Origin of the sequence: Devosia sp. MC521, assembly GCF_014127105.1 — a bacterium.
GTDB lineage: Bacteria > Pseudomonadota > Alphaproteobacteria > Rhizobiales > Devosiaceae > Devosia.
Window position 1 is genome coordinate 129,951 of the sequence record NZ_CP059902.1, and the last position, 21,116, is coordinate 151,066.

A 21,116-nucleotide genomic window follows, 5' to 3' on the forward strand; every position below is an offset into this window, starting at 1 on the left:
AAAACTGGGGCCGTGTAACGCGCTTGATTTGGGGCGAAATGATGGTGCACCAACCCAGTTAGCCCGTGATTTTTTTACGGCCAGTTGTTTCAATCGATCGTGGTGCATCGGCTGTGTGCCTATAGTTGTGCACACCTAGAATGTTTGATTATGCAACCGAAAAGCCCGCCGACGATTAAGTCGCAATAATCGATGGTAGGCCTATGAGAACTAACGGTAAGCGCATCCTGATTGTTGAGGATGATCAAACACTAGCAATCACTCTAAGAGATGCCTTCCAGGCAGAGGGAGCAGTGGTCCTTGGGCCTGCTCCGACAGTATTCTGTGCCAGACATCTGATCGGACGGCGCGGGATAGACTGTGCGGTTATCAGTTCCGATCTTCCCGGAGATGAGGGCGAGCATTTTGTCACCCAGTTGGCGTCTTCTGGCACGCCGATCATAACACTCTCGCGCCATGCAAATGCGCATGCCCGGGTTCAAAAAGCCCTCGTGCGCCCGGTGGAAGCCAGCGCTGTGGTTGATTCTGTTGCGGCGCTCCTCACAGTGTACCCAGACGATAACAACCCTATTGAGCTCAAGAGTGAGCGGGCCGTGAAGGCTTTGGGGTTAGACGACAACCCGCATATGCGGGTTGTGCGTATCTGGACCGAGGCTATGCGGCGCCAAGCCGATGAGCAAACGCAGGAGTTCCTGTGAGATAGGCGGGTGAAAACCCGCCAACCGCTTTCAATCCGCCAATATCAGTGAGTGCCACGCGCGATCCTTGCGTTGAGATCAATTTGCGTCGTCGCAATTCTTGCAGTGTCCGGTTCACATGCACGGCGGACAAGCCAAGATAGTGCCCCAGCTCTGCTTGGGTCAGGCTGAAGGTGAACTGGTGGTTCTCTGACAGGCCCATGCGCCCGAGGCGATAGTCGATCTCGCAGAGGAAATGCGCCATCCGCTCGAGCGCGCTGCGGCAGCCGAGCGACAACACCAGTTCCTCGGTCATCGCATTATCAATTGTTAAGTGTGCGAGAAGCGCTGAGAGGATCCGGGGGCGTAGCTCTATCAGCGCCGTCAGTCGGTCGAGGTCTGTGGTCAACACCGTCGAGCGCACCATCGCCACCTGTGTTGTCATCGGCTTGAGGCCGGTGACAAGGCTATAATTACACACATCTCCGGGCAGGATCATGCCCAACAGCTGCCGACGCCCTTCCGGGGTGCGGTTCTCGCGGCAAAGAATGCCCGCTGCGACAATGCTAAAGGACTGATTGTCTTCAAACCTGTCGTGAGGGGCAAGACTCTGCTTGCTCCACGGCAGTTGCGCTAAAGCCAGAGTATCAGTGCGGTCCAAAAGGCCGGTGCTGGTAAAACGACGAAAGAGCGGGGGATCTTTCGGGCGGGTGTTAATCTCAGAGGCGGAGAGCCCCATCATGCTAATCCTTCCGGGACTTTCGCGTGTTGATCCAGTCCCTGATTGTCTAAGTGGCAAGGCCTAACGAGCGATCACATGCTGCGTTGGCGTGAGGGTCCTGCGCTACCGGCCCATCCCTTCCCAAGGGGCTGGTGAGGCAGGTGCTTTAAAAGTGGGCGTGCAGGTGTGCGATGTCAGTTGTGGGAGCGATCCGCAGGCCGCGCGGTTCCGCGCCACAGACGCTGCAAAGCGTTCCGCATCGTGGCAGAAGTTGGCGACATCTTGCGCCAAGCCGTCTCGGTGGGAGGGTAAACGCAGTACCATGCTCTCACTTTCGCTTGTTGTTTCAGCGCCAATGCGCTGAGAAACAACGGCAATCAGTGGGAGTAGTTCCTGCTGTTTGGGTAGATTAAGTCATCGCGCGCCAAGTTGAATTGGCGCGCTGGCTTAAGTGTCTGACAGGGTGGAAATTGGAATTTCTACCAGGATTGGATGCGTATAACTTTTACCACGAGAACGCGGGGCCGTTTGTTCTTGCGCCGAGCAGGAACACGTCGGACATCAGGCGCAGCGGGGCCGCGTCGACATCGCTTTCGTGCTGATCCAACAGATCAGCAAAGCGATCATAAATTCCGGCATACTCAGCGTCGCCATGCTCCAAGATCAACTGGCCATTGACGATCAATCGTCGCCCGCCGCCTTCAAGCTTGATGTCATTGCCAGTGCCAGTAACGACATGGACCGTCCAAATCTCACCGCTCTCTTCGAGCCAATTGAACCCAGCGCTCAGCGCAGGCTTGTGCGCTTGGCCCGATTTGAAGCCGATTTCAACATCGACAGGGGTCATCTTATTGGCCGGGAAGGTGAGGTTGGCGCTCTCGACGAACACGGGGAAGGGCATGATCTTGGTGAAAATCGAAAAGGCATTGATGCCCGGATCGCAGACACCAAACCCGCCTGGCTCCCAAACCCAATCCTGACCAGGGTGCCACTTGCGCACGCTTTCGCGCCAATCGATGCGCACGGACTTTACGCCCTGCTCCGCCAACAGCGCTTTGGTCCGATCAACGGCAGCATTGTATTGGCTGTGCCAGGTTTGAAACAACACGCGATCGAGCCGCTTAGCGTGGGCGATGAGATCATCAAGCTCGGAAATCGTCGTGGTCGGCGGCTTTTCCATCATCACGTCTTTGCCCGCGTCGAGCGCTTCGCGCACCAGCGTGTGGCGAACGCCCGGTGGCGTGCAAATCGAGACCAGGCCAATTTCGGGCATGGCGGCATAGAGCTCGGCTGCCGTGCGGAACACCGGCAATCCGTTATGGGAAACGCCGCGTGAGGATACGGTTGCGGCAAGTTCAAAGTCTTCGGATGCGTCGATCACCGGCAAATGCTGATCGATTGCAATCTTCCCCACACCGATAACGGCGATCTTGCGCTTGCCCATAATGAAACTCCTCTCAGCAGCGCTGGCTATAGAGCAGAGGTCCGCACACCCTGCCAAGCAAAAATCAGCAAAAGTATGATTTTCTTTGCCTATCGAATAAGGATGGCGCGGAAATCATTCACATTGGTGCCCGTTGGCCCGGTGACGAACAAATCGCCTATGGCTTCAAAGGCCGTATAGGCGTCGTTATTGGCGAGATAGGCCAGAGGATCGATGCCCGCCGCGCGCATGCGGCTGGCGCTGGTTCCGTCGACAAATGCCCCGGCATTGTCCTCGGAGCCGTCGATACCGTCCGTATCCGCCGCCAAGGCCGTGACGCCTGCAACGCCATCAAGTTCAATCGCCAGCGAGAGCAGGAACTCGCCATTCCGTCCGCCGCGGCCCTTGCCGCGCAGAGTGACAGTAGTCTCCCCGCCGGAGAGCAAAATCACCGGCTTATTAAATGGCCGATTGCGCACCGCGACTTCTTTGGCCAGTGCTGCATGAACCCGCGCCACCTCGCGCGCCTCACCTTCAATGGCGTCGGACAAAATTGCGCTTTCTACCCCGCGCTGTCGCGCCAATGCCGCCGCAGCCTCAAGTGATAATGCGGCAGACGCAATGGTAGCGCTGGTGTTGCGCGCAAAAACTGCCTCGTCCGGTTGTGGTGCTAGATTCTCGTCCGACGCCAAAAGCGTTGTCGCTGCCGCCGGGAGGTCGAGCCGATACAGCTCCACGAGCCGACGCGCATCGGCTCGGGTGCCTTTGAGGGGGAGCGTCGGCCCTGAGGCAACGAGCGCCGGATCATCACCCGGCACATCCGAGACGACAAGCGTGACCACTTTTGCTGGATAGGCTGCCTGTGCAAGTCGCCCGCCTTTTATGGTCGAGAACTGATTGCGCACCAAATTCATCACCCCGATCGGCGCCCCTGATGCCAGCAGCTGCCGATTGATTTCTTGCTCGTCTTCAAAGCTCAGCCCCTCCGCTGGGGCCGGGAGGAGCGAGGAACCGCCGCCGGAAATCAGCGCGATCACCAAATCATCCGCGCTCAGGCCAGCCACCATATCGACAATCCGCTTGGCCGCTGCGAGCCCTGCTGCATCCGGCACGGGATGCGCCGCCTCAACAATCTCGATGCGTTCACAGGCTTGCCCATAGCCATAACGGGTCACCACCAAACCTTCGATTGGTCCCGTCCAAGCCTTCTCCAGCGCTGCCGCCATTTGCGCTGAAGCCTTTCCGGCCCCAATCACCAAAGTGCGCCCCTTGGGCTGAGCGGGCAAAAAGCGGGTCACCGCCAGTTCCGGCTGCGCTTTGGCGACAGCCTCATCGAACAGGGCGTTAAGCAAGGCACGGTGCATGGGGGATAACTTTTTAAATCGAAGGACAGAAGGGAAAGTGTTGGTCGAATACTGCGCGAAATATTCGACCAGTGCATTCGACTTGTCAAAGCCCGGTCACATAGGTGCAATATTGCGCCGCAAGGAGTTTCGATGGCGCAAAGATTCGCACTGTATTACGCCCCGGCCGTGACCTCCCCGCTGTGGGAGCGTGCTGCGATTTGGTTAGGGCGCGATGCCGCCAATGGCAGTCTCTATGATGGCGCAGTGGCAGGTATCCCGCGCGATCGCCTTCTCAACGTCACCCAATCTGCCGGTCGATATGGGTTTCACGCCACCATCAAAGCGCCTATGGCTTTGGCCGAAGGTAAAAGCGAAACGCAACTGCGCGACGCTCTGGCCGCGTTTTGCGACAACCGGGAGGCCATTGATCTTGGACCTCTCAGGGTCTCAAACCATTTTGGCGTTTTGGCTCTAACGCCGGTCAATCCGACCGCTGCTCAGGAATTCGCTGCGGAACTGGTTGAGCATTTCGAGCCCTTTCGCGCGCCGCTGACCGCGCGCGACAGAGCGCGCCGCCTACCGGGTCTTTCGCCAGTCCATGTCGAACTGCTTGATCGCTATGGCTATCCCCATGTGCTCGATCAATTCAAATTCCACATGACCCTGAGCGACCGTCTCCCGTCCGATGAGCTTGAGGAAATGGCGGTGGCGGCGGAACAATGGTTCGCTCCTGTGCTGGCCACCCCTATGCGGCTCGACCGCATGTCGATCTTTATTGAGCCCGATAATGGCCTAGCCTTCCGGCGTCATACCGATTGCGAGTTCACCGGCTGATGGTGTCTCGCGCCTCAACCAACAGCGGAGGGAAACACCCTTGAACCATCGTCCTCCCGGCGTTTTGGTGCTTGTCATTGGGCCGTCGGGCGTTGGCAAAGACACGCTCATTGCTGGCGCACGCAAAGCGCTGAAGGAAGATCGGCGCTTTAGCTTTGTGCGCCGTGTTGTGTCTCGGCCAGCGGACGCTGAGCGCGACGACTACACCGGCATGGATCCCGAGGATTTCTACGCTGCCGAACAAGCGGGCCGTTTCGCCCTCACATGGCCTGCTCATGATCTGAGCTACGGCCTCCCCATCAGCGTTGACACAGACCTTGCCTTGGGGCGCGTCGTCGTGTGCTCGATTTCCCGCCACGCGGTGCCGCAGGCCATTGCGCGTTATCCCATGTGCCGAATTGTGCAAATTTCTGCGGAGATATCACTGCGCGCTGACCGGCTCGCCAAGCAGGGTCGTGAACATCGCGATCAAATCGTGGCGCGTCTCGCTCGCGTTGGCACGCGCTTACCGGCTGATGTCACGCCAATTGTCATTGATAATTCAAATTCTATCAGTATCGGCATCCACGCGTTTCTCATGTCACTCCGCCAAATCGCCGGCGAGTGAACCTATCGCGCTGTCTTGCGTTAACCGGGCTGGTTTGGACAAGGAGTCTGCGGTGTCCCGGAACGGCCTATATTTTCTCGTTGCGCTTTTGCTTATCGCCTTGGTTGGCTTTGGAATTTACACCTACCAACAAGAGCAAGCCCGTCCAGGTATCGAGGTTCGCGTTGATGAACAGGGGATTTCGATCGATGGAAACGGCTAACCCACGTTACGACGACCGCCATGAAATGATTGCATCGGCAATCGATACCGAAATTGATCGGCAGGCGAAGTCGGGTGCTAACCGCATAGACGTCAACGCACTGGCAGAAGCGGTTGAAGACGCGATTGCGCCCACCAAGCCGAGCTTGGACGGCAAATCGCCCGGCGAACTCAACGCAACGAACGACGATTGATCTAGTAATGCCGAATGCTCATTGAGCCGGTGGCCAAGCCACCGGCCTTTATGCGTTCAGGCCTTCACTCACAGCCTTAACCGCCGCGCTACGTGCCAATTCGACCGTTGGGAACAAATGCCCATCGATAGCGAAGGCGGGTAGCTTCACCGCGACAAACTTGAAGCCTTCTGAAACCGGCACGACAACGCCCTGCGGTTCACCAGAAACCTCTATAACGATTGGCTTGAGCCGAACGGCTCTTGAAAGACTATTTTCCTGCATTGTGGAATCTCCACCTGCGTGCCGTTTCCCCGGCGCATGATCAAAAGATCTGCACCAAGACAAGCTACGCGGGTTCTATCGAAGGTTTGAGACGAGTGTGTGACGGATGATCACATTCGTTTCGAGCGACAGGACCCTTGCCAGCGTTTGGCTACATGTTTGCAGGTTACTACGGTCGTAAACACGGCGCGGATAGTGAAGGTCATCGATGTCGGCATCGTCGTTCCTCTCCTAGCGAGTGTTGGACACGGCTATCGTCCGCTAATGCGGCGCAGTGAAGGCAATTTAGGCTAGGCCTATTAATTTTCCTAGTACTGCTTTGTGCGGATATGGCCAAAAACATAAAAAACCATACCAAAGCAATGAGATTACTGAGGGATTCGGCCTCAACAACGCGTCAGCTCCATCAGATTGCTTGCGCGCTTGGTCACAATCTGGTGTTCTCAGCGTCCGCCGCAATGTCCATTGCTGTTCGACCATTAAGAGGTTCATTTCGTGTCAGATGACGACCAAGCGCCAGTTGCTCGCAGCAAGCGCGGCGTAAAGCCCAGCGGCAAACCGACACTCAAAACCATCGCCGAAATGACTGGCCTGGCCGTCACCACCATTTCGCGGGCGCTCAACAATGCCCCAGAGTTGGCGCAGGATACGCGCGAGCGCGTGCAAAAAATTGCTGCCGAAATTGGCTATCTGCCAGACCGGGCAGCACTTCGTTTGAAGACGGGGCGTACCAATGTCGTCGCGCTGATTTTGGAGCCGGAAGAGACCATTTATGGTTTCGGCACAAACTTGGTTTCAGGCATTACTGAAGCCTTGCGCGACACGCCCTATCATCTCGTCATCACGCCTTTATTCCGCAATGTCGATCCGATCGTTCCGGTGCAGCATATCGTGCGCAACCGTATGGCCGACGGGGTGATCTTTTCGCGGGCAGAGCCCAACGATGAGCGCATTCGCTACCTAATGGAGGAGAACTTCCCCTTTGCCGTCCACGGCCGCAGCGCCTTTTCCGAGCCTCACCCCTTCGTCGATTTCGACAACGAGGCCTATGCCTATCACGCCACCAAGCGCTTGGCGGCGAAGGGCTGTAAAAAGGTGTCGATCGTCCTTCCAGACAGTGCGCTGACCTATACTGAACACCTTAAATCCGGTGTTCTGCGCGGCGCTCAAGAAGCCGGTATCGAGGCTGAGTTCGCGGCTGACGTGAACCTGAGCAGTCATTCCGATGCCATGCGCAGCTATATTATCAAGCGTGCGCAGCGCCCGAACCCACCCGATGGCTATGTTTGCGCTTCTGAGCTCTCAGCGCTTGCCATTATTGGTGGATTGACCGACGCCGGCCACACGCTTGGCGATGACGTTCACGTCGTCACCAAGCAGTCCTCATTCATGTTTATGCAGTTCCAGCCGCAGGCCGAAACCGTGCCGGAGGACTTTGTCCACGCGGGTCGCGAGCTCGGTCAGATCCTCCTGCGCCGTATCAACGGGGAGCAGGAGAACCTGACGCATCTGCAAGAGCTGCGTATTCCCTGGCTTTAGCCTTCGATTTCCTCGCGCAGCATTTCAAGCTCCAGCCATTGCTCTTCGGCCTTGGCCTTCTTGGTTTCCAGCGCTGCTAGGGCGTTGGTCTGGCTGGCAAAACCATTTGGGTCGCGCACGTAGAAATTGGCGTCAGCGAGCTTCGCATTGACTGCTTTGATCTCAGCGTCGAGCTTTTCGATATCCTTGGGCAAGGTTTCGAGCGCGTGCTTTTCCTTAAAGCTCATCTTGCGCTTGGCGGGCTGGGCAGCTGCGGCTGCGGCTTCAGCCTTGCGCTTTTCGGCCTTGGACGCTTTTTCGACGACGCGGGCTGAAACCCCTGCGCCGCGCTGACTGACCATGTCCGAATAGCCACCGGCATATTCAGTCCAGTCGCCGTTACCCTCGGCCATAATGACGGAGGTGGCGACGCGATCGAGGAAGTCACGGTCGTGGCTCACAACCACCACGGTCCCGGCATAGTCCGAAACCATTTCTTCTAAGAGATCGAGCGTTTCGAGATCGAGATCGTTGGTCGGTTCGTCGAGCACGAGGAAGTTTGAGGGCAGGGACAACGCACGCGCTAGGGCAACGCGGGCGCGTTCGCCACCCGAGAGCTTGCCGATTGGCGTATTGGCCTGTTCCGGGGTGAACAGAAAGTCTTTCATATAGCCAACCACGTGCTTGGGTTCGCCATTGATATGGATGGTGTCGCTGCCGCCGCCGGTCAGCGCATCGCGCAGACGCGTTTCGGGCTCGAGCTTGGCGCGGCCCTGATCGAGCATTGCCAGCTCAATGGCGGAGCCAAGTTTGATCGTGCCGGTATCAGGCTCAAGCAAGCCGGTCAGCATTTTGATCAGCGTCGTCTTGCCCGCGCCATTCGGCCCAACAATACCCACGCGATCACCACGCAGAACGCGTGTCGAGAACTCTCGCACTACCGTGCGCTCGCCAAAGCTCTTGCTCACCATGTCGGCTTCGGCAACCAAAGCGCCAGAGGTGCGGCCTTCGCTCACGGCCAGGGTCACGCTGCCCTGCACCTTGCGCTGATCGCGACGATCCTGGCGCAGGCCGGAGAGGCGTTCAAGGCGACCCACATTGCGCTTGCGGCGCGCGGTCACGCCATAGCGCAGCCAATGCTCTTCGCGGACAATCTGGCGGTCGAGCTTGTGACGCTCTTTTTCTTCGTTTTCGAGCACTTCGTCGCGCCAGCCTTCAAAGGCCGAAAAGCCCTTTTCAATGCGGCGCGTGAGACCACGGTCAAGCCAAACAGTGGAGCGGGTGAGGTCCGAAAGGAAACGACGGTCGTGGCTGATCAAGACGAGGGCCGAGCGCATTGAGCTCAACTCATCCTGCAGCCATTCGATCACTGGCAGGTCCAAATGGTTGGTTGGTTCGTCCAGCAGCAGCACATCGGGCTGGGGTGCCAAGACGCGCGCAAGCGCGGCGCGACGGCCTTCGCCCCCGGACAGCGTGCTGGGGTCTTCTTGGCCGGTCATGCCGAGCGCATCGAGCAAATATTGCGCGCGATAGGAATCATCGCCCGGCGCAAGACCAGCTTCAACATAAGCCAGCGTCGTCGCATAACCTTTGAGGTCCGGCTCCTGCGCCAAATAGCGAATGGTGGCGCTTGGCTCTGCAAAGCGCTTGCCGCCGTCGTGCTGAATAAGACCCGCTGCGATTTTCAAGAGTGTCGACTTGCCCGAACCATTGCGGCCGACAAGCGCGATCCTCTGGCCTGGGGACACAATCAGCTCTGCACTTTCTAGCAGTTGCGTACCGCCAAAAGTGAGGGAGATGTCCTGAAGCGAGAGAAGGGGAGGCTGGGCCATTGTGTCGTCCGGTATTGTTCAATCGCGCATAGACCACAGGGCCGATGGCTAATCAATCACGCTAAAAAGGAAAAGGCCGGTCAGGACGTTGAGGATCCTAACCGGCCGAGGAGACGGCAGCAGCAAGCCCCGTCATTTTGGCGCTGCCCCAAGGCCCCAAGGGGGAGCGCCATGCCCCCAATCAACCATGCATAAACATGATTGTCAAACTCATATTTGATTTTCAGATCATTCCGCCGGAATAGCGTTGACGATTTCGCCGTCTTCCGTGGCGTTCACAGCCTCTGTCGTTGAAAGGCCAAGTCGTTCGCGAATAGAGCGTTTACGCGCTGCCAGGTTGGCGATTGTGTGCTTGTCCAAAACGTCAAAGAAGGCGCCAAGGGCTTCCCGCAATGCGCCATTGAGATCGCATTCGCCGATCAGCGGGCAATCCGCGCCTTCCTCGAAGCATTCCGCCAGTGCGAAATTTTCTTCGGTCAGACGAATGGTCTGCAGCAGGGTGATTTGATCCGCTGGTTTGCCCAGCTTAATGCCGCCGTGACGACCGCGCACGGTCTGCAGCAGTCCTGCTTCGACCAATGGCTTGATCAGTTTGAACAGGAACAGCTCAGAAATTCCATATGCACGAGCTATTTCTGCAACCCTACTGAGGCCTGGCTCGTTAACCGCACAGTAAACGAGTGTGCGAATGGCGTAGTTGGATTGGCGGGTAAGTCTCACGGATGGTCTTCCTTAGGGTCTACCTCTGGCGTCGAGGTGTAACACTCCACCCAGATTATAACCATTCTAAGAAATGTCAACATTTGTTGAGCGGGTTCGTCAGGATAAAAAACCACTGATAGGGCTTTTTTAACGCAACCAAAATGCCGTCACGCACGTTTATATTCGTAACAGGAACTTAAATGCCTTAGGAGGTATGAGTGGAAAAGACGGTTACGCGAGCTCTGCTCAGCGATCGCGCTGTCCAAGCAACGGGTTGCTCCCGTCAGGACGCCAGCACTTTGGTTGATCGCCTTCTTGAAATCGTGGGTGAAGAGCTCAGCATTGGCGAGACCGTCAAGTTGACCGGCTTCGGTACGCTGCAGGTGCGTTCGCGTGCCGAGCGCGTTGGTCGCAATCCGCGCACGGGGGTTGAGCATCCAATTGCTCCCCACCAGACAGTCGTGTTTATTCCGAGCGCGCGCTTGCGCGACGCGTTGGATGATCTTGCCGGTGAGAAATCCTAACTCTTAGAAATATCGTCTATAGAGAGCCAGTTCAGCGGCGCCTATTGCGGAAGCAAGGGCGCCGTTTTTGCCTGCGCTGACGCGCGGCGGTACAAAGCGACGAACCGGCAGGCTCTCGAGACATGTTTGTACCTCGGTTGCCAGTCTCTGGCTCAGTTCGCGGCTGAGTGAGCTATCAATGATCACCAAAGGCGTTTCCAACACGGTCACCGTGTTGAAGATGACGCTCGCCATGGCGCGCGCGCTGGCGGCGATCCAGGTGTTGAGCTGCTCTTCATATCCTTCACCGGTCCACTCAGGCGGGAAGGGTGCAAAAATCTCATTGCCACCAATGGTTTTGCGCAAAGCCAGAAGCGAGGCGGTATAGTGGGCCTCAAGTGGTCCGCCGCCTTCTGGATGCACGAGCATCGAGCCTAAATCGGCACCATGTCCCGTCGGGCCTTCCCAAAGTTCGCCATCCCCGACAATGCCGGCGGCGAGAAAGTCGCTGGCGAGCAGGTAGACAATGCTGGCCGGGCGTGGCGTCGACAGCGCGATCAGTTCGCTCCAGCACGCAGCATTGCCGTCATTAAAGACCGTTATGTCCAAAGGGGTTTTGCGCGCCAGCTCAGCCTTGGGGTTGATCTCGCGCCAGAGCGCGATTTGCTCTTCCGGTGCATAAAGCTCGCTCATCCCCCCACCCAAATCGGCGGGGATCGCGAGGCCAACATCGAGCACTTTCTTTCGCCGTTGCGGCGGCAGCGCCCCGAGGGTTTCCTTAATGCGCTCGCCAATCCAATCGAGCAGGCTATGCGCATCGGGATAGGCGTAGGTCAGAGAATGGCTCTGCACCACCTCGGCATGCAGGTTGAGCAGCAGCACCTCGGCGCGGGTCCAGCTAATCTCAACCCCAATCGCCAATCCCCCATGGGGATGGAGCGAAATAGGGGTGGCCGGTTGCCCACGCTTGCCGCGTACAGCGTCCCCCCGCATGATTAGGCCATTGTCTTCCAAGTCGAGCAGAATGGCCGAGACAGTTTGCGGGGCGAGCCCTGAAATGCGTGAAATCCCAGCGTTAGAAACCCCTGGGTTAAACCCAATAGCGCGCATGACCGTTTTGGAATTGGCCTTGCGCAGAGTGTTGTGACGCATTCCGAGCTTGGCCGGAGCAAAAACGTCACGAGTGTGTTGCTGCGATTTAAACATAAATGAGCTCGCGGAAGCGACAGAAACACCCAGCGTCTATCAAATTGGATATGGAGTTATTTCTGTAAAATACTGATTCGTAATGAAAGTTTGCCATCCTCGCAAAGCAGAGCTTTGGCCGCAAGGCCATCATTGCCCTGCTTTATCAAGGAGCTGGTGTTGATCTGTTGTTAACGTCAGTGTTGCGCCGCGGACGAGGCTGGCGAGCTGCCTAATTGTTGTCGCCGATGCTATAGGAGCAGTCACTCGGGGCTGGGCGACGAGCCAGGCAATCGCGACTTCGGCGGGTGTCGCGTCTTGTTCTGCCGCCACTTGATCGAGCGCCGCCAAAACCGCCAATCCCTTGTCATTGAGATACTGAGCCATGCCGCCGCCGCGAGCGGATTGGCCGAAATCGGATGCCTTGCGATACTTTCCGGTCAAAAATCCCGCCGCCAGCCCATAATAGACCACAGCGCCCACATTGCGCTCCAGCAGATAGGGGCGCAGTCCTTCAAACTCAGCGCGGTCATAAAGATTGTAACGCGTCTGACACACTTCATAGCGTGGAACGGCGAGGGACTTTGCGCGCTCTTCGGCGTCCGCAAACATGTCTCTGGAATAGTTGGACGCACCAATGGTGCGCACTTTGCCCGCCCCAATCAGGCGATCATAGGCCTCCAGCGTTTCATCGTGAGGCGTGTCCGCATCGGGCCAATGGCTAAAGTAGAGGTCAATATAGTCGGTCTGCAGGCGCTGCAGCGACGCCTCAACCCCTGCCATAATAGCATCGCGCTTCAAACCGCCCGGCTGGCGGGCCGAATTGACCTTGGTGAAAAGATGGATCTGGTCGCGTCCACCTCTTGCGCTGAGCCACTTGCCAATAATGGTCTCGCTCAGGCCTGGCGGATTGCCCGGCACCCAATTGGGATAGCCTTCTGCGGTGTCGATGGCGGAAAACCCCGCATCGACAAAGGCATCTAATATTGAAAAGGCGGTGGCCTCATCGACGGTCCACCCAAAAACATTGCTGCCTAAAACCAGTGGCATAATAGAAATGCCGCTGCGGCCTAAGTCACGCGCACTCATGCTGCCCTCCCGTTGGACTTGAGGCTCAGTCCACCAGCGTTTTGTCTATCCTGCTTTCAGATAGTTGGCGCGTATGTGTCATGATAATTTCTGTCGTGGCAAGGCGCTGCCGCAAGCTTATCGGTCACAAGGGTCATTGCGCAGCAAGACGATCGATCACGATGACTCGTCCCCAGACGCAATTGCGTGTTTGGAAACGGGCCAAAGGGCTGTGACAAGTGGTAGCAGGCGCGGGAATGCCTGTGATTTTTACGACAGTAACGCACACGTGATTATTGGGGATTTAGACCGCAATATCAGGCGTTTAAGCGATTAAGTGTCGTTGCAATTTTCGTGCAAATGCAGATTTGACCAATTGGTCAGTAATTGGCGTTGCACTTGGGTTTATTCTGAGGTTTTTTATGGCAATGTCCTTTGATTGTACCATCGGACGTCCACTCCCCGGGAGACGCTCTCATGAAATTGATGAAAACCCTGATGGTCGCGACGGCCATGACGGCTGTTGTCGTCGGCACGGCGCAGGCTAAGCAATTGGTCTACTGCTCGGAAGCCTCGCCTTCGCACTTTGACCCTGGTCCGCAGACCGGTGGTAACGATTTCGACGCCTCGGCGCACACCATTTACGACCGCCTGGTTGAGTTCGCTCCCGGCAGCACCGAAGTCGTGCCTGGATTGGCCGAGTCGTGGGAAATTTCGGCTGATGGTCTTGAGTACACGTTCAAGCTCCGTCCGGGCGTGAAGTTCCACACCCAGCCATATTTCACCCCGACCCGCGACATGAACGCTGACGACGTGATCTTCTCGTTCGAGCGCCAGTGGAAGCAGGACAATCCTTGGTACGAATATCTCCCAGGCATGACTTGGGACTATTTCCAGGGCATGGACATGCCTGGCGCGATCAAGTCGCTTGAAAAAGTCGATGACCTGACCGTCAAGCTGACCCTGAACGAAGCCAATGCGCCAATGCTGGCAAACTTGGCGATGCAGTTCGCATCGGTCGTCTCGAAGGAATATGCTGACCAGCTCGCCGCTTCCGGCGACATGGCCTCCTTCTCGACCCAGCCCGTCGGCACCGGCCCGTTCCAGCTGGTTGATTACCAGCTCGATTCCGTCATCCGTTACCAGGCTTTCCCTGACTACTTCGCAGGCAAGCAGCCGATTGACGATCTGATCTTCGCGATCACCACCGATGCGTCGGTGCGCGCTCAGCGTCTGATCGCTGGCGAATGCGATATCATGCCATACCCAGCGCCAGCTGACATTCCGACCCTTCAGGGCAATGACAAGCTGACCGTTCTTGAAGCCGAAGGCCTCAACATCGGCTACATGGCTTACAACACCACCGAAGCACCGTTTGACAACGTCAACGTGCGTAAGGCGCTGTCGATGGCTGTCGACAAGCAGGCAATCGTAGACGCTGTCTACGAAGGCGCAGGTCAGGTTGCTAAGAACCTCATCCCGCCAACCATGTGGTCGTATAACGACGCGGTTGTTGATCACGTCTACGATCCAGAAGCGGCCAAGAAGCTGCTCGAGGAAGCTGGCGTCTCCGGCCTGACCACCGATCTGTGGGCAATGCCTGTTTCGCGTCCATACAACCCGAATGCTCAGCGCGTTGCTGAACTCATTCAGGCTGACTGGGCTGCGATCGGCGTCACCGCCAACATCGTCTCCTACGAGTGGACCGAATACCGCGAACGCGGCAAGCAGGAAGATCGTAAGGGGCCATTCCAGATTGGTTGGAGCGGCGACAATGGCGATCCGGACAATTTCTTCGGCACTCTGTTCTCCTGCGCGGCAATTGGCGTGTCCAACTATGCGTCATGGTGTAACGAAGAGTTCGAAGCTCTGATCCAGAAGGCCAAGGCCACGACCGATCAGGCAGAGCGCACCGCGCTCTACGAACAGGCTCAGGTTCTCTTCAAGCAGGAAGAACCAGTCCTCACCCTTGCTCACTCCAAGGTGTTTATGCCGATGAATAAAAAGGTGCTCAACTACACCATGAGCCCTCTCGGCACGCACTCCTTCGTGGGCGTCGACGTCGCAGAATAAGCCTGCCTCGTTACCTATCAACGGGCTTCGGGGGTAATACCCCGAAGCCTTTCTGCATCATGCCACGTCAAAGCTTTGTTATCTGACCGACGCTTAGCTGAGCTGGAAACAGCGGTCTTTCCAATCAGCAGAGTCATCAAGCTGTGGCCAAGAGAACCCGCATATGCTGAACTATATCCTGCGCAAGTTAGCGCTGATAATTCCGACCTTGATCGGCATTTCCATCTGCGCCTTTGCTTTCGTCCGCGTTCTGCCCGGCGATCCAATCCTGGCCATGGCCGGTCAACACGGCGTCACCCCTGAGCGATATGAAATCCTCAAGGAGCAGTTCGGCTACAACCTGCCGATCTGGCAGCAGTATTTCAACTATGTCGGTGGCCTGCTGCAAGGCGACTTCGGCGTCTCTCTGGCCACCAAGCGCCCCGTGCTGAATGAGTTCTTCACCCTGTTCCCGGCAACGGTTGAACTGGCGCTGATGGCCATGCTCTTCGCCGTCGTGATTGGTGTGCCCTTCGGTGTTCTCGCAGCCGTCAAGCGCGGCTCCTGGATTGATCAGCTCTCGATGAGCGTCGCGCTCGCTGGCTATTCCATGCCCATCTTCTGGTGGGGGCTGCTGCTGATGATGTTCTTCTCCGCCTACTTGGGGTGGACGCCAGTCTCTGGCCGCATCGCGCTCAGCTTCTTCCTCAAGCCCATCACCGGCTTTATGCTCATCGATACGCTGCTGCACGGCAATTGGCCGGCCTTCGTCTCGGCGCTGCGCCATCTTATTCTGCCCGCCATTGTGCTCGGCACCATCCCGCTTGCGGTTATCGCGCGCCAGACGCGTTCGGCCATGCTCGAAGTTCTGGGCGAAGACTATGTCCGCACCGCCAAGGCCAAGGGCCTATCGAGCCGTCGCGTGGTCAACGTCCACGCCCTGCGCAATGCCATGATCCCGGTCATCACCACCATCGGCCTGCAGGTTGGCTTGCTGCTCGGTGGCGCGATCCTCACCGAAACCATCTTCTCCTGGCCCGGCATTGGCAAATGGATGATCGATTCCATTTCCAAGCGTGACTATGTCGCCGTGCAGTCTGGTCTCTTCCTCATCGCCTGTATCGTCATGGTCGTGAACCTTATCGTTGACGTGCTCTATGCCGTCATTAACCCGCGTATCAGGGTGAAATAATATGGCAGCCACACAGAGTTCCCCGACAACCATTAAGCAGCCGAACGCTTTCGCTGAGTTTTGGTTTTACTTCTCGGTCAATCGCGGCGCTGTCATTGGTTTGGCGGTGTTCGCAATACTGATCCTGGTTGCACTCTTTGCGCCTTGGATTGCCCCTTATGCGCCCGAACAGCAGTTCCGCGCTTTCATGAAGGTCCCACCAGCTTTTGCTGGCGGCACCATGCAATTCCCGCTCGGCACGGACGAGCTGGGTCGCGACATCCTCTCGCGCCTCATTCACGGCGCGCGCTATTCGCTCTCGATCGGCCTGATCGTTGTCACCATCGCAGCCAGCGTCGGCATTATTCTGGGCGTTCTGGCGGGCTATTTCGGTGGCTGGGTCGATAACGTCATCATGCGCGTCATGGACATTATCCTCGCCTTCCCATCCTTGCTGCTCGCCCTCGTGCTGGTCGCAATTCTGGGCCCAGGCCTGCTCAATGCGATGCTGGCGATCTCTCTGGTCTTGCAGCCGCACTTTGCGCGTCTCGTTCGCGCAGCGGTCATGGCTGAGAAGGATCGTGAATATGTGGTGTCGGCAAAAATGGCAGGCGCAGGCCACATTCGCCTGATGTTCAAGACCATCCTGCCAAACTGCCTTGGTCCGTTGATTGTTCAGGCAACGCTGAGCTTCTCGAATGCCATTCTCGACGCGGCCGCTCTCGGCTTCCTCGGCATGGGTGCGCAGGCACCAACCCCTGAATGGGGCACCATGCTCGCCAAGGCACGCGAATTCATTTCCAGCGATCCGTGGATCGTCACCTTGCCGGGTCTGGCCATTCTGATCACCGTTCTGGCGATCAATCTGGTGGGTGATGGCCTGCGTGACGCTCTCGATCCAAAACTCAAGCGGAGCTGACCCCAATGTCCCTGCTCGAGATCAAAAATCTCACTGTCGCCTTTGATACCTCCAATGGTCTGTTTAAGGCCGTCGATGGTATCGATATTTCGGTCGATGAACGCGAAGTACTGGCCATCGTCGGCGAGTCTGGTTCGGGGAAATCCGTTGCCATGCTCGCGACCATGGGCCTGCTCCCCGCGTCGGCCCATGTCAGCGCCGACAGCATGACCTTTGCGGGTCGTAATCTCTTGGCCATGTCGGCGGCCGAAAAGCGCAAGATCATTGGCAAGGACATTGCCATGATCTTTCAGGAGCCTATCGCTAGCCTCAATCCATGCTTCACGGTTGGTTTCCAGATCAGCGAAGTGCTGCAAAAGCACCTCGGTCTTTCGGGCCGGGCAGCGCGGACCCGCGCGTTGGAACTGCTGAACCTCGTCGGCATTCGCGATGCGGAAGACAAGCTCAATGCCTTCCCCCACCAGATGTCGGGTGGTCAGTGCCAGCGCGTCATGATTGCGATGGCGATTTCCTGTAATCCGAAGCTGCTGATCGCTGACGAGCCAACCACGGCGCTCGACGTGACCATTCAGAAGCAAATTCTGGATCTGCTCGTGCGTCTGCAGGCTGAAACCGGCATGGCGCTGATCATGATCACCCACGATATGGGTGTCGTGGCCGAAACCGCCGACCGTGTTGTGGTCCAGTACAAGGGCCATAAGATGGAAGAAGCCGACGTGCTCTCCCTCTTTGAAAACCCTCAGTCAAACTACACCCGCGCTCTGCTCTCGGCACTGCCTGAGAACGCCGTTGGCGATCGTCTGCCGACCGTTTCCGACATGCTGTTTGAAGCTGCACCAGGAGTTCGCAAATGAGCACTCCAGTCCTCGAAGTCCGCGATCTTAAGCGCGATTACGTGTCCTCGGGTGGCCTCTTCCGCCCGGCCAAGGTCAACCATGCGGTCAAGGGCGTGTCCTTCTCGCTCGAAAAGGGCAAGACCCTCGCTGTGGTTGGTGAAAGCGGCTGCGGCAAGTCCACTCTTGCCCGCATGATCACGCTGATCGACGAACCAACCGCTGGTGACATCCTCATCGACGGTCACGAGGTATCGGCCGAGAACGTCTCCAAGGAACTGCGCCAAAAAGTGCAGATCGTCTTCCAGAACCCTTATGGCTCGCTCAACCCGCGCCAGAAGATCGGTGAAGTGCTTGCCGAGCCTCTGCTCCTCAACACCAGTTTGAGTGCGGCCGAGCGGCGCGAGAAGGCTATGGCCATGCTGATCAAAGTTGGCCTGCAGTCAGAACACTTCAACCGCTACCCGCACATGTTCTCGGGCGGTCAGCGTCAGCGTATCGCTATTGCGCGCGCGCTCATGCTCAACCCAAGCTTCTTGGTTCTAGACGAGCCCGTCTCTGCGCTCGACCTGTCGGTTCAGGCGCAGATCCTCAATCTCCTCAAGGATCTTCAGGAAGAGTTCGGCCTCACCTATGTCTTCATCAGCCATGACCTCTCGGTCGTGCGCTACATCGCTGACGAGGTGATGGTGATGTATTTTGGTGATGTGGTTGAGCGTGGCACGCGTGAAGACGTCTTCACCAACCCACAGCACGACTACACCAAGACCCTCTTTGCCGCGACCCCGCGCTCCGATGTCGATCACATCAAGGCGCGTCTCGCCCGCAAGAAGGCCGCCGCCTAATCCGGCGTCAAATCGAAGTTTGAAAAAGGGCCTCTCGCATCATGCGGGAGGCCCTTCTTGTTTTCTTATAGAGAGACCTTCGCACCTGCTTTCCCTGAAGCGATCAGAGCATCGATCAGCCGATGGACGTGCAGCGCGCTATGGCCGGTTGAAACCGGCTGACGATCCTCCAAAATAGCATCGGCGAAATCGGCGATCTGCGCCGCATGCCAATCAAATGGGAAAGCCATCGGGTCGGCGCCTCCGCCGCTGACCGCCGGTTCGCCCACACTCTCCACGCGTCCATCATGATAGGAGAGTGTCAGAGTGCCGCCAGAGAGCGTCGCTGTCGCCTTATCAAAGGCCAGCGTTAGGCTTTCCGCCCCGCCGGGATAACAGGCCGTGGTGGCCATGAGCGAGCCCCCAGCGCCACTTTCAAATTCTAGCCCAGCGCTGACAAAATCCTCGGTCTCCATGGTGTGGATTCCCGTCGTCGCGACAAGCGCATTCACCGACTTCACCGGCCCCGTCAGACTGAGCATTAGATCCAGCGCATGAATGGCCTGCGTGATCAGCACGCCCCCGCCATCCTGCGCAAAAGTCCCGCGCCCCGGCTTGTCGTAATACCCTTCTTGTGGCCGCCACCACGGCACGGTCAGATGCACCATCTGCAGCCTGCCCAATTCGCCGCTTTTGACCTTTGACGTTAGCGCCTTGGAGGCCGCGCGGAACCGGTGCTGGAAGATGATCCCCAGTTTTACCCCAGCCGCGTCCGCCAGCGCGACGATTTCCTCTGCCGCCGCCAGCGTCCGCTCAATCGGCTTTTCGCTCAGGATATGCTTGCCTGCCTTGGCCGCCTTCTCGACAATCTCCAACCGCGCATTGGGTGTTGTTACGAGCAACACGGCATCCACCCGTGGATCAGCAATCAACGCATCCAAATCTGTCGCTGCGGGCAGGGCATAGCTGTCGCAGAATTCTTTGAGCTGCGCCTGATCGCGCCGGTAAACGCCAACAACGTCAATCTTGTCTTTAAGAGAGTTGAGCGCCAGCGCGTGTGGTTTGGCCCCCATGCCAGCCCCAATCAGCGCAAGACCAATTTTCCTCTGTTCATCCGCCATTCAGGGCACTCCTTCTATCCCTTAGTTGCGCCATGTTCGCGGCGCAATCTGCCATACCACTTTGCTCGCAGGGGGATTAGCATGAATTTCGGAATTGTCTTGGGTGCAGTTGTCCTCGCCGCTGGCATCGCTGGGGCAGGCTACCTCGTTGGCGATAGCCTCATCACCAGCAAACAGCCTTTGCGGACGGTGACTGTGAAGGGGCTTTCGGAACGCGCCGTCGAAGCCAACCTTGGCTTCTGGCCCATTCGTTTCGTCGCCACCGGCGCAACGCTCGAACAGGCCCGCACCAGCCTCGAAACATCGGAAACAGCGGTCAATCGCTTCCTCGAAGAGCGAGGCTTTGCCGCGGAAGAAATTCAGGTCCAGAACGTTCTCGTTGAGGATCGCGCTGCGGGCTATAACGCCGGCTCCATTCAGGATGAATACCGCTTCGTTCTGACCGAAGATCTGCTCGTCACCACGGATAAGGTGCAAGATCTTGCCGCCGCCTCCCGCGAGGTCGCTGATCTCTTGCGTCAGGGCGTGGTGTTCTCCGCCGACGCCTATAGCGCCGGGGCGAGCTTTGTCTTTACCGGCATCAATGACCTCAAGAGTGAAATGCTCACCGAGGCCACACAGCGCGCCAAAGACACAGCGGCCCAATTCGCCACCGAATCCGGCGCCAATGTCGGCACGATCCAAAGCGCCAATCAGGGTGTGTTTGAGATCCTGCCTGCGGTCGAAATCCCCAACGACCGTCCGGAAAAGCAGATTGATAAGAAGGTTCGCGTGGTGACAACCATCACCTATTCGCTGGTCAATTAAGCCTGCGACGCGCCTTCCACGTCCTCATCGAAGCCATTGTTGACCAGCTCGACAATGGCTTCGAGTGCTTCGCGCGCCTGCTTGCCGGTGGCCTGCACCAAAATATTCGAGCCCGGTCCAGCCCCCAACATCATCAGGCCCATAATGGAATCGCCCGCAACTGAAGTGCCGTCTTTAATGACGGTGATGGTCGCGTCAAAGCATTCCGCTGTCCGCACGAAGCGTGCGGAAGCCCGCGCGTGTAACCCTTTAAGGTTCACGATGGTCAGTTGTTGCGCCAGCGCTCTGCCAGCACCACCAGTTCCGTCCATAGA

At 57.5% G+C, this 21,116-nt stretch carries 23 protein-coding genes; 13 read left to right on the plus strand and 10 right to left on the minus strand.

Going from position 1 to position 21,116, the window contains the following annotated elements; translation table 11 throughout:
• Nucleotides 1–203 precede the first annotated feature (203 nt).
• A complete protein-coding gene (locus H4N61_RS00665) occupies nucleotides 204–698 on the plus strand; it encodes a response regulator (RefSeq protein WP_182394712.1) in 495 nt (164 codons plus the stop codon).
• Here H4N61_RS00665 and H4N61_RS00670 read toward each other — a convergent pair.
• From H4N61_RS00670 to H4N61_RS00680, 3 genes are all read right to left on the minus strand, one after another.
• Nucleotides 655–1,419, minus strand: a complete 765-nt coding sequence (locus H4N61_RS00670) for a Crp/Fnr family transcriptional regulator (protein WP_182394713.1) — start codon at nucleotides 1,417–1,419, stop codon at nucleotides 655–657. The genes H4N61_RS00665 and H4N61_RS00670 overlap by 44 nt on opposite strands.
• A gap of 484 nt (nucleotides 1,420–1,903) precedes the next feature.
• Nucleotides 1,904–2,842, minus strand: coding sequence for a Gfo/Idh/MocA family oxidoreductase (locus H4N61_RS00675; protein ID WP_169196857.1), 939 nt, complete (start codon nucleotides 2,840–2,842; stop codon nucleotides 1,904–1,906).
• 89 nt (nucleotides 2,843–2,931) lie between these two features.
• Entirely contained in the window at nucleotides 2,932–4,185 is a 1,254-nt protein-coding gene (locus tag H4N61_RS00680; protein ID WP_169196856.1) for a glycerate kinase, read from the minus strand.
• A gap of 132 nt (nucleotides 4,186–4,317) precedes the next feature.
• Between H4N61_RS00680 and H4N61_RS00685 the strand changes: the two genes are divergently transcribed.
• Genes H4N61_RS00685 through H4N61_RS00700 form a run of 4 tightly spaced genes read left to right on the plus strand, consistent with a single transcriptional unit; the run spans nucleotide 4,318 to nucleotide 6,003 of the window.
• Entirely contained in the window at nucleotides 4,318–5,001 is a 684-nt protein-coding gene (locus H4N61_RS00685; protein WP_169196855.1) for a DUF1045 domain-containing protein, read from the plus strand.
• Between the two features lie 40 nt (nucleotides 5,002–5,041).
• Nucleotides 5,042–5,608 (plus strand): phosphonate metabolism protein/1,5-bisphosphokinase (PRPP-forming) PhnN, encoded by a 567-nt coding sequence (gene phnN / locus H4N61_RS00690; protein ID WP_169196854.1) that lies wholly within the window; start codon nucleotides 5,042–5,044, stop codon nucleotides 5,606–5,608.
• Between the two features lie 52 nt (nucleotides 5,609–5,660).
• The gene (locus tag H4N61_RS00695) at nucleotides 5,661–5,810 is read left to right on the plus strand and encodes a hypothetical protein (RefSeq protein ID WP_169196853.1); all 150 of its coding nucleotides are present in this window, start codon (nucleotides 5,661–5,663) and stop codon (nucleotides 5,808–5,810) included.
• A complete protein-coding gene (locus tag H4N61_RS00700; protein ID WP_169196852.1) occupies nucleotides 5,797–6,003 on the plus strand; it encodes a hypothetical protein in 207 nt (68 codons plus the stop codon). Before H4N61_RS00695 ends, H4N61_RS00700 begins: the two co-directional genes overlap by 14 nt.
• Nucleotides 6,004–6,051: 48 nt before the next feature.
• On the opposite strand, the gene H4N61_RS00705 is transcribed toward H4N61_RS00700, so the two are convergent.
• Nucleotides 6,052–6,267: a hypothetical protein gene (locus H4N61_RS00705; protein WP_169196851.1), complete on the minus strand. Its 216-nt coding sequence runs from the start codon at nucleotides 6,265–6,267 to the stop codon at nucleotides 6,052–6,054.
• A gap of 495 nt (nucleotides 6,268–6,762) precedes the next feature.
• Between H4N61_RS00705 and H4N61_RS00710 the strand changes: the two genes are divergently transcribed.
• Nucleotides 6,763–7,806, plus strand: a complete 1,044-nt coding sequence (locus H4N61_RS00710) for a LacI family transcriptional regulator (protein WP_248306545.1) — start codon at nucleotides 6,763–6,765, stop codon at nucleotides 7,804–7,806.
• On the opposite strand, the gene H4N61_RS00715 is transcribed toward H4N61_RS00710, so the two are convergent.
• Both H4N61_RS00715 and rirA read right to left on the minus strand, forming a co-directional pair.
• Entirely contained in the window at nucleotides 7,803–9,617 is a 1,815-nt protein-coding gene (locus H4N61_RS00715) for an ATP-binding cassette domain-containing protein (protein ID WP_182394714.1), read from the minus strand. The two genes, H4N61_RS00710 and H4N61_RS00715, sit on opposite strands and share 4 nt — an antisense overlap.
• 228 nt (nucleotides 9,618–9,845) lie before the next feature.
• The gene (gene rirA, locus H4N61_RS00720) at nucleotides 9,846–10,337 is read right to left on the minus strand and encodes an iron-responsive transcriptional regulator RirA (protein WP_169196849.1); all 492 of its coding nucleotides are present in this window, start codon (nucleotides 10,335–10,337) and stop codon (nucleotides 9,846–9,848) included.
• Nucleotides 10,338–10,537: 200 nt separating this feature from the next.
• Here rirA and H4N61_RS00725 point away from each other — a divergent pair, with 200 nt between their 5' ends.
• Nucleotides 10,538–10,843 (plus strand): HU family DNA-binding protein, encoded by a 306-nt coding sequence (locus tag H4N61_RS00725; RefSeq protein WP_169196848.1) that lies wholly within the window; start codon nucleotides 10,538–10,540, stop codon nucleotides 10,841–10,843.
• A gap of 3 nt (nucleotides 10,844–10,846) precedes the next feature.
• On the opposite strand, the gene H4N61_RS00730 is transcribed toward H4N61_RS00725, so the two are convergent.
• Both H4N61_RS00730 and H4N61_RS00735 read right to left on the minus strand, forming a co-directional pair.
• Nucleotides 10,847–12,028 carry an ROK family transcriptional regulator gene (locus tag H4N61_RS00730; RefSeq protein ID WP_182394715.1) on the minus strand — a complete coding sequence of 394 codons (1,182 nt, stop codon included), beginning with the start codon at nucleotides 12,026–12,028 and terminating at the stop codon, nucleotides 10,847–10,849.
• A 129-nt stretch (nucleotides 12,029–12,157) separates the two neighbouring features.
• A complete protein-coding gene (locus H4N61_RS00735; RefSeq protein ID WP_182394716.1) occupies nucleotides 12,158–13,096 on the minus strand; it encodes an aldo/keto reductase in 939 nt (312 codons plus the stop codon).
• Nucleotides 13,097–13,552: 456 nt separating this feature from the next.
• Between H4N61_RS00735 and H4N61_RS00740 the strand changes: the two genes are divergently transcribed.
• From H4N61_RS00740 to H4N61_RS00760, 5 genes are all read left to right on the plus strand, one after another.
• Nucleotides 13,553–15,148 (plus strand): ABC transporter substrate-binding protein, encoded by a 1,596-nt coding sequence (locus H4N61_RS00740; protein WP_169196845.1) that lies wholly within the window; start codon nucleotides 13,553–13,555, stop codon nucleotides 15,146–15,148.
• A 163-nt stretch (nucleotides 15,149–15,311) separates the two neighbouring features.
• Nucleotides 15,312–16,319, plus strand: coding sequence for an ABC transporter permease subunit (locus H4N61_RS00745; protein WP_169196844.1), 1,008 nt, complete (start codon nucleotides 15,312–15,314; stop codon nucleotides 16,317–16,319).
• Nucleotide 16,320: 1 nt separating this feature from the next.
• Entirely contained in the window at nucleotides 16,321–17,217 is an 897-nt protein-coding gene (locus tag H4N61_RS00750) for an ABC transporter permease subunit (RefSeq protein WP_169196843.1), read from the plus strand.
• Between the two features lie 5 nt (nucleotides 17,218–17,222).
• The gene (locus tag H4N61_RS00755) at nucleotides 17,223–18,071 is read left to right on the plus strand and encodes an ABC transporter ATP-binding protein (RefSeq protein ID WP_182394717.1); all 849 of its coding nucleotides are present in this window, start codon (nucleotides 17,223–17,225) and stop codon (nucleotides 18,069–18,071) included.
• Nucleotides 18,068–18,895, plus strand: coding sequence for a dipeptide ABC transporter ATP-binding protein (locus tag H4N61_RS00760; protein WP_182394718.1), 828 nt, complete (start codon nucleotides 18,068–18,070; stop codon nucleotides 18,893–18,895). Before H4N61_RS00755 ends, H4N61_RS00760 begins: the two co-directional genes overlap by 4 nt.
• A 65-nt stretch (nucleotides 18,896–18,960) precedes the next feature.
• Here the strand turns inward: H4N61_RS00760 and H4N61_RS00765 are convergent, their stop codons facing one another.
• Nucleotides 18,961–19,995, minus strand: coding sequence for a Gfo/Idh/MocA family oxidoreductase (locus H4N61_RS00765; protein WP_182394719.1), 1,035 nt, complete (start codon nucleotides 19,993–19,995; stop codon nucleotides 18,961–18,963).
• An 81-nt stretch (nucleotides 19,996–20,076) separates the two neighbouring features.
• Here H4N61_RS00765 and H4N61_RS00770 point away from each other — a divergent pair, with 81 nt between their 5' ends.
• Nucleotides 20,077–20,802, plus strand: coding sequence for an SIMPL domain-containing protein (locus H4N61_RS00770; protein ID WP_169196839.1), 726 nt, complete (start codon nucleotides 20,077–20,079; stop codon nucleotides 20,800–20,802).
• Here H4N61_RS00770 and H4N61_RS00775 read toward each other — a convergent pair.
• Nucleotides 20,799–21,113 carry an HPr family phosphocarrier protein gene (locus tag H4N61_RS00775; protein ID WP_182394720.1) on the minus strand — a complete coding sequence of 105 codons (315 nt, stop codon included), beginning with the start codon at nucleotides 21,111–21,113 and terminating at the stop codon, nucleotides 20,799–20,801. The genes H4N61_RS00770 and H4N61_RS00775 overlap by 4 nt on opposite strands.
• Nucleotides 21,114–21,116 lie beyond the last annotated feature (3 nt).

Bases quoted from the DNA above. Each gene is read 5' to 3' on its own strand.
- H4N61_RS00745 (WP_169196844.1), top strand. From the start codon at position 15,312: ATGCTGAACTATATCCTGCGCAAGTTAGCGCTGATAATTCCGACCTTG.
- H4N61_RS00665 (WP_182394712.1), top strand. From the start codon at position 204: ATGAGAACTAACGGTAAGCGCATCCTGATTGTTGAGGATGATCAAACA.
- H4N61_RS00735 (WP_182394716.1), bottom strand. From the start codon at position 13,096: ATGAGTGCGCGTGACTTAGGCCGCAGCGGCATTTCTATTATGCCACTG.
- H4N61_RS00700 (WP_169196852.1), top strand. From the start codon at position 5,797: ATGGAAACGGCTAACCCACGTTACGACGACCGCCATGAAATGATTGCA.
- H4N61_RS00675 (WP_169196857.1), bottom strand. From the start codon at position 2,842: ATGGGCAAGCGCAAGATCGCCGTTATCGGTGTGGGGAAGATTGCAATC.
- H4N61_RS00750 (WP_169196843.1), top strand. From the start codon at position 16,321: ATGGCAGCCACACAGAGTTCCCCGACAACCATTAAGCAGCCGAACGCT.
- H4N61_RS00740 (WP_169196845.1), top strand. From the start codon at position 13,553: ATGAAATTGATGAAAACCCTGATGGTCGCGACGGCCATGACGGCTGTT.
- H4N61_RS00670 (WP_182394713.1), bottom strand. From the start codon at position 1,419: ATGATGGGGCTCTCCGCCTCTGAGATTAACACCCGCCCGAAAGATCCC.
- H4N61_RS00755 (WP_182394717.1), top strand. From the start codon at position 17,223: ATGTCCCTGCTCGAGATCAAAAATCTCACTGTCGCCTTTGATACCTCC.
- H4N61_RS00730 (WP_182394715.1), bottom strand. From the start codon at position 12,028: ATGTTTAAATCGCAGCAACACACTCGTGACGTTTTTGCTCCGGCCAAG.
- H4N61_RS00770 (WP_169196839.1), top strand. From the start codon at position 20,077: ATGAATTTCGGAATTGTCTTGGGTGCAGTTGTCCTCGCCGCTGGCATC.
- H4N61_RS00680 (WP_169196856.1), bottom strand. From the start codon at position 4,185: ATGCACCGTGCCTTGCTTAACGCCCTGTTCGATGAGGCTGTCGCCAAA.
- H4N61_RS00765 (WP_182394719.1), bottom strand. From the start codon at position 19,995: ATGGCGGATGAACAGAGGAAAATTGGTCTTGCGCTGATTGGGGCTGGC.
- H4N61_RS00760 (WP_182394718.1), top strand. From the start codon at position 18,068: ATGAGCACTCCAGTCCTCGAAGTCCGCGATCTTAAGCGCGATTACGTG.
- H4N61_RS00685 (WP_169196855.1), top strand. From the start codon at position 4,318: ATGGCGCAAAGATTCGCACTGTATTACGCCCCGGCCGTGACCTCCCCG.
- H4N61_RS00775 (WP_182394720.1), bottom strand. From the start codon at position 21,113: ATGGACGGAACTGGTGGTGCTGGCAGAGCGCTGGCGCAACAACTGACC.
- H4N61_RS00705 (WP_169196851.1), bottom strand. From the start codon at position 6,267: ATGCAGGAAAATAGTCTTTCAAGAGCCGTTCGGCTCAAGCCAATCGTT.
- H4N61_RS00715 (WP_182394714.1), bottom strand. From the start codon at position 9,617: ATGGCCCAGCCTCCCCTTCTCTCGCTTCAGGACATCTCCCTCACTTTT.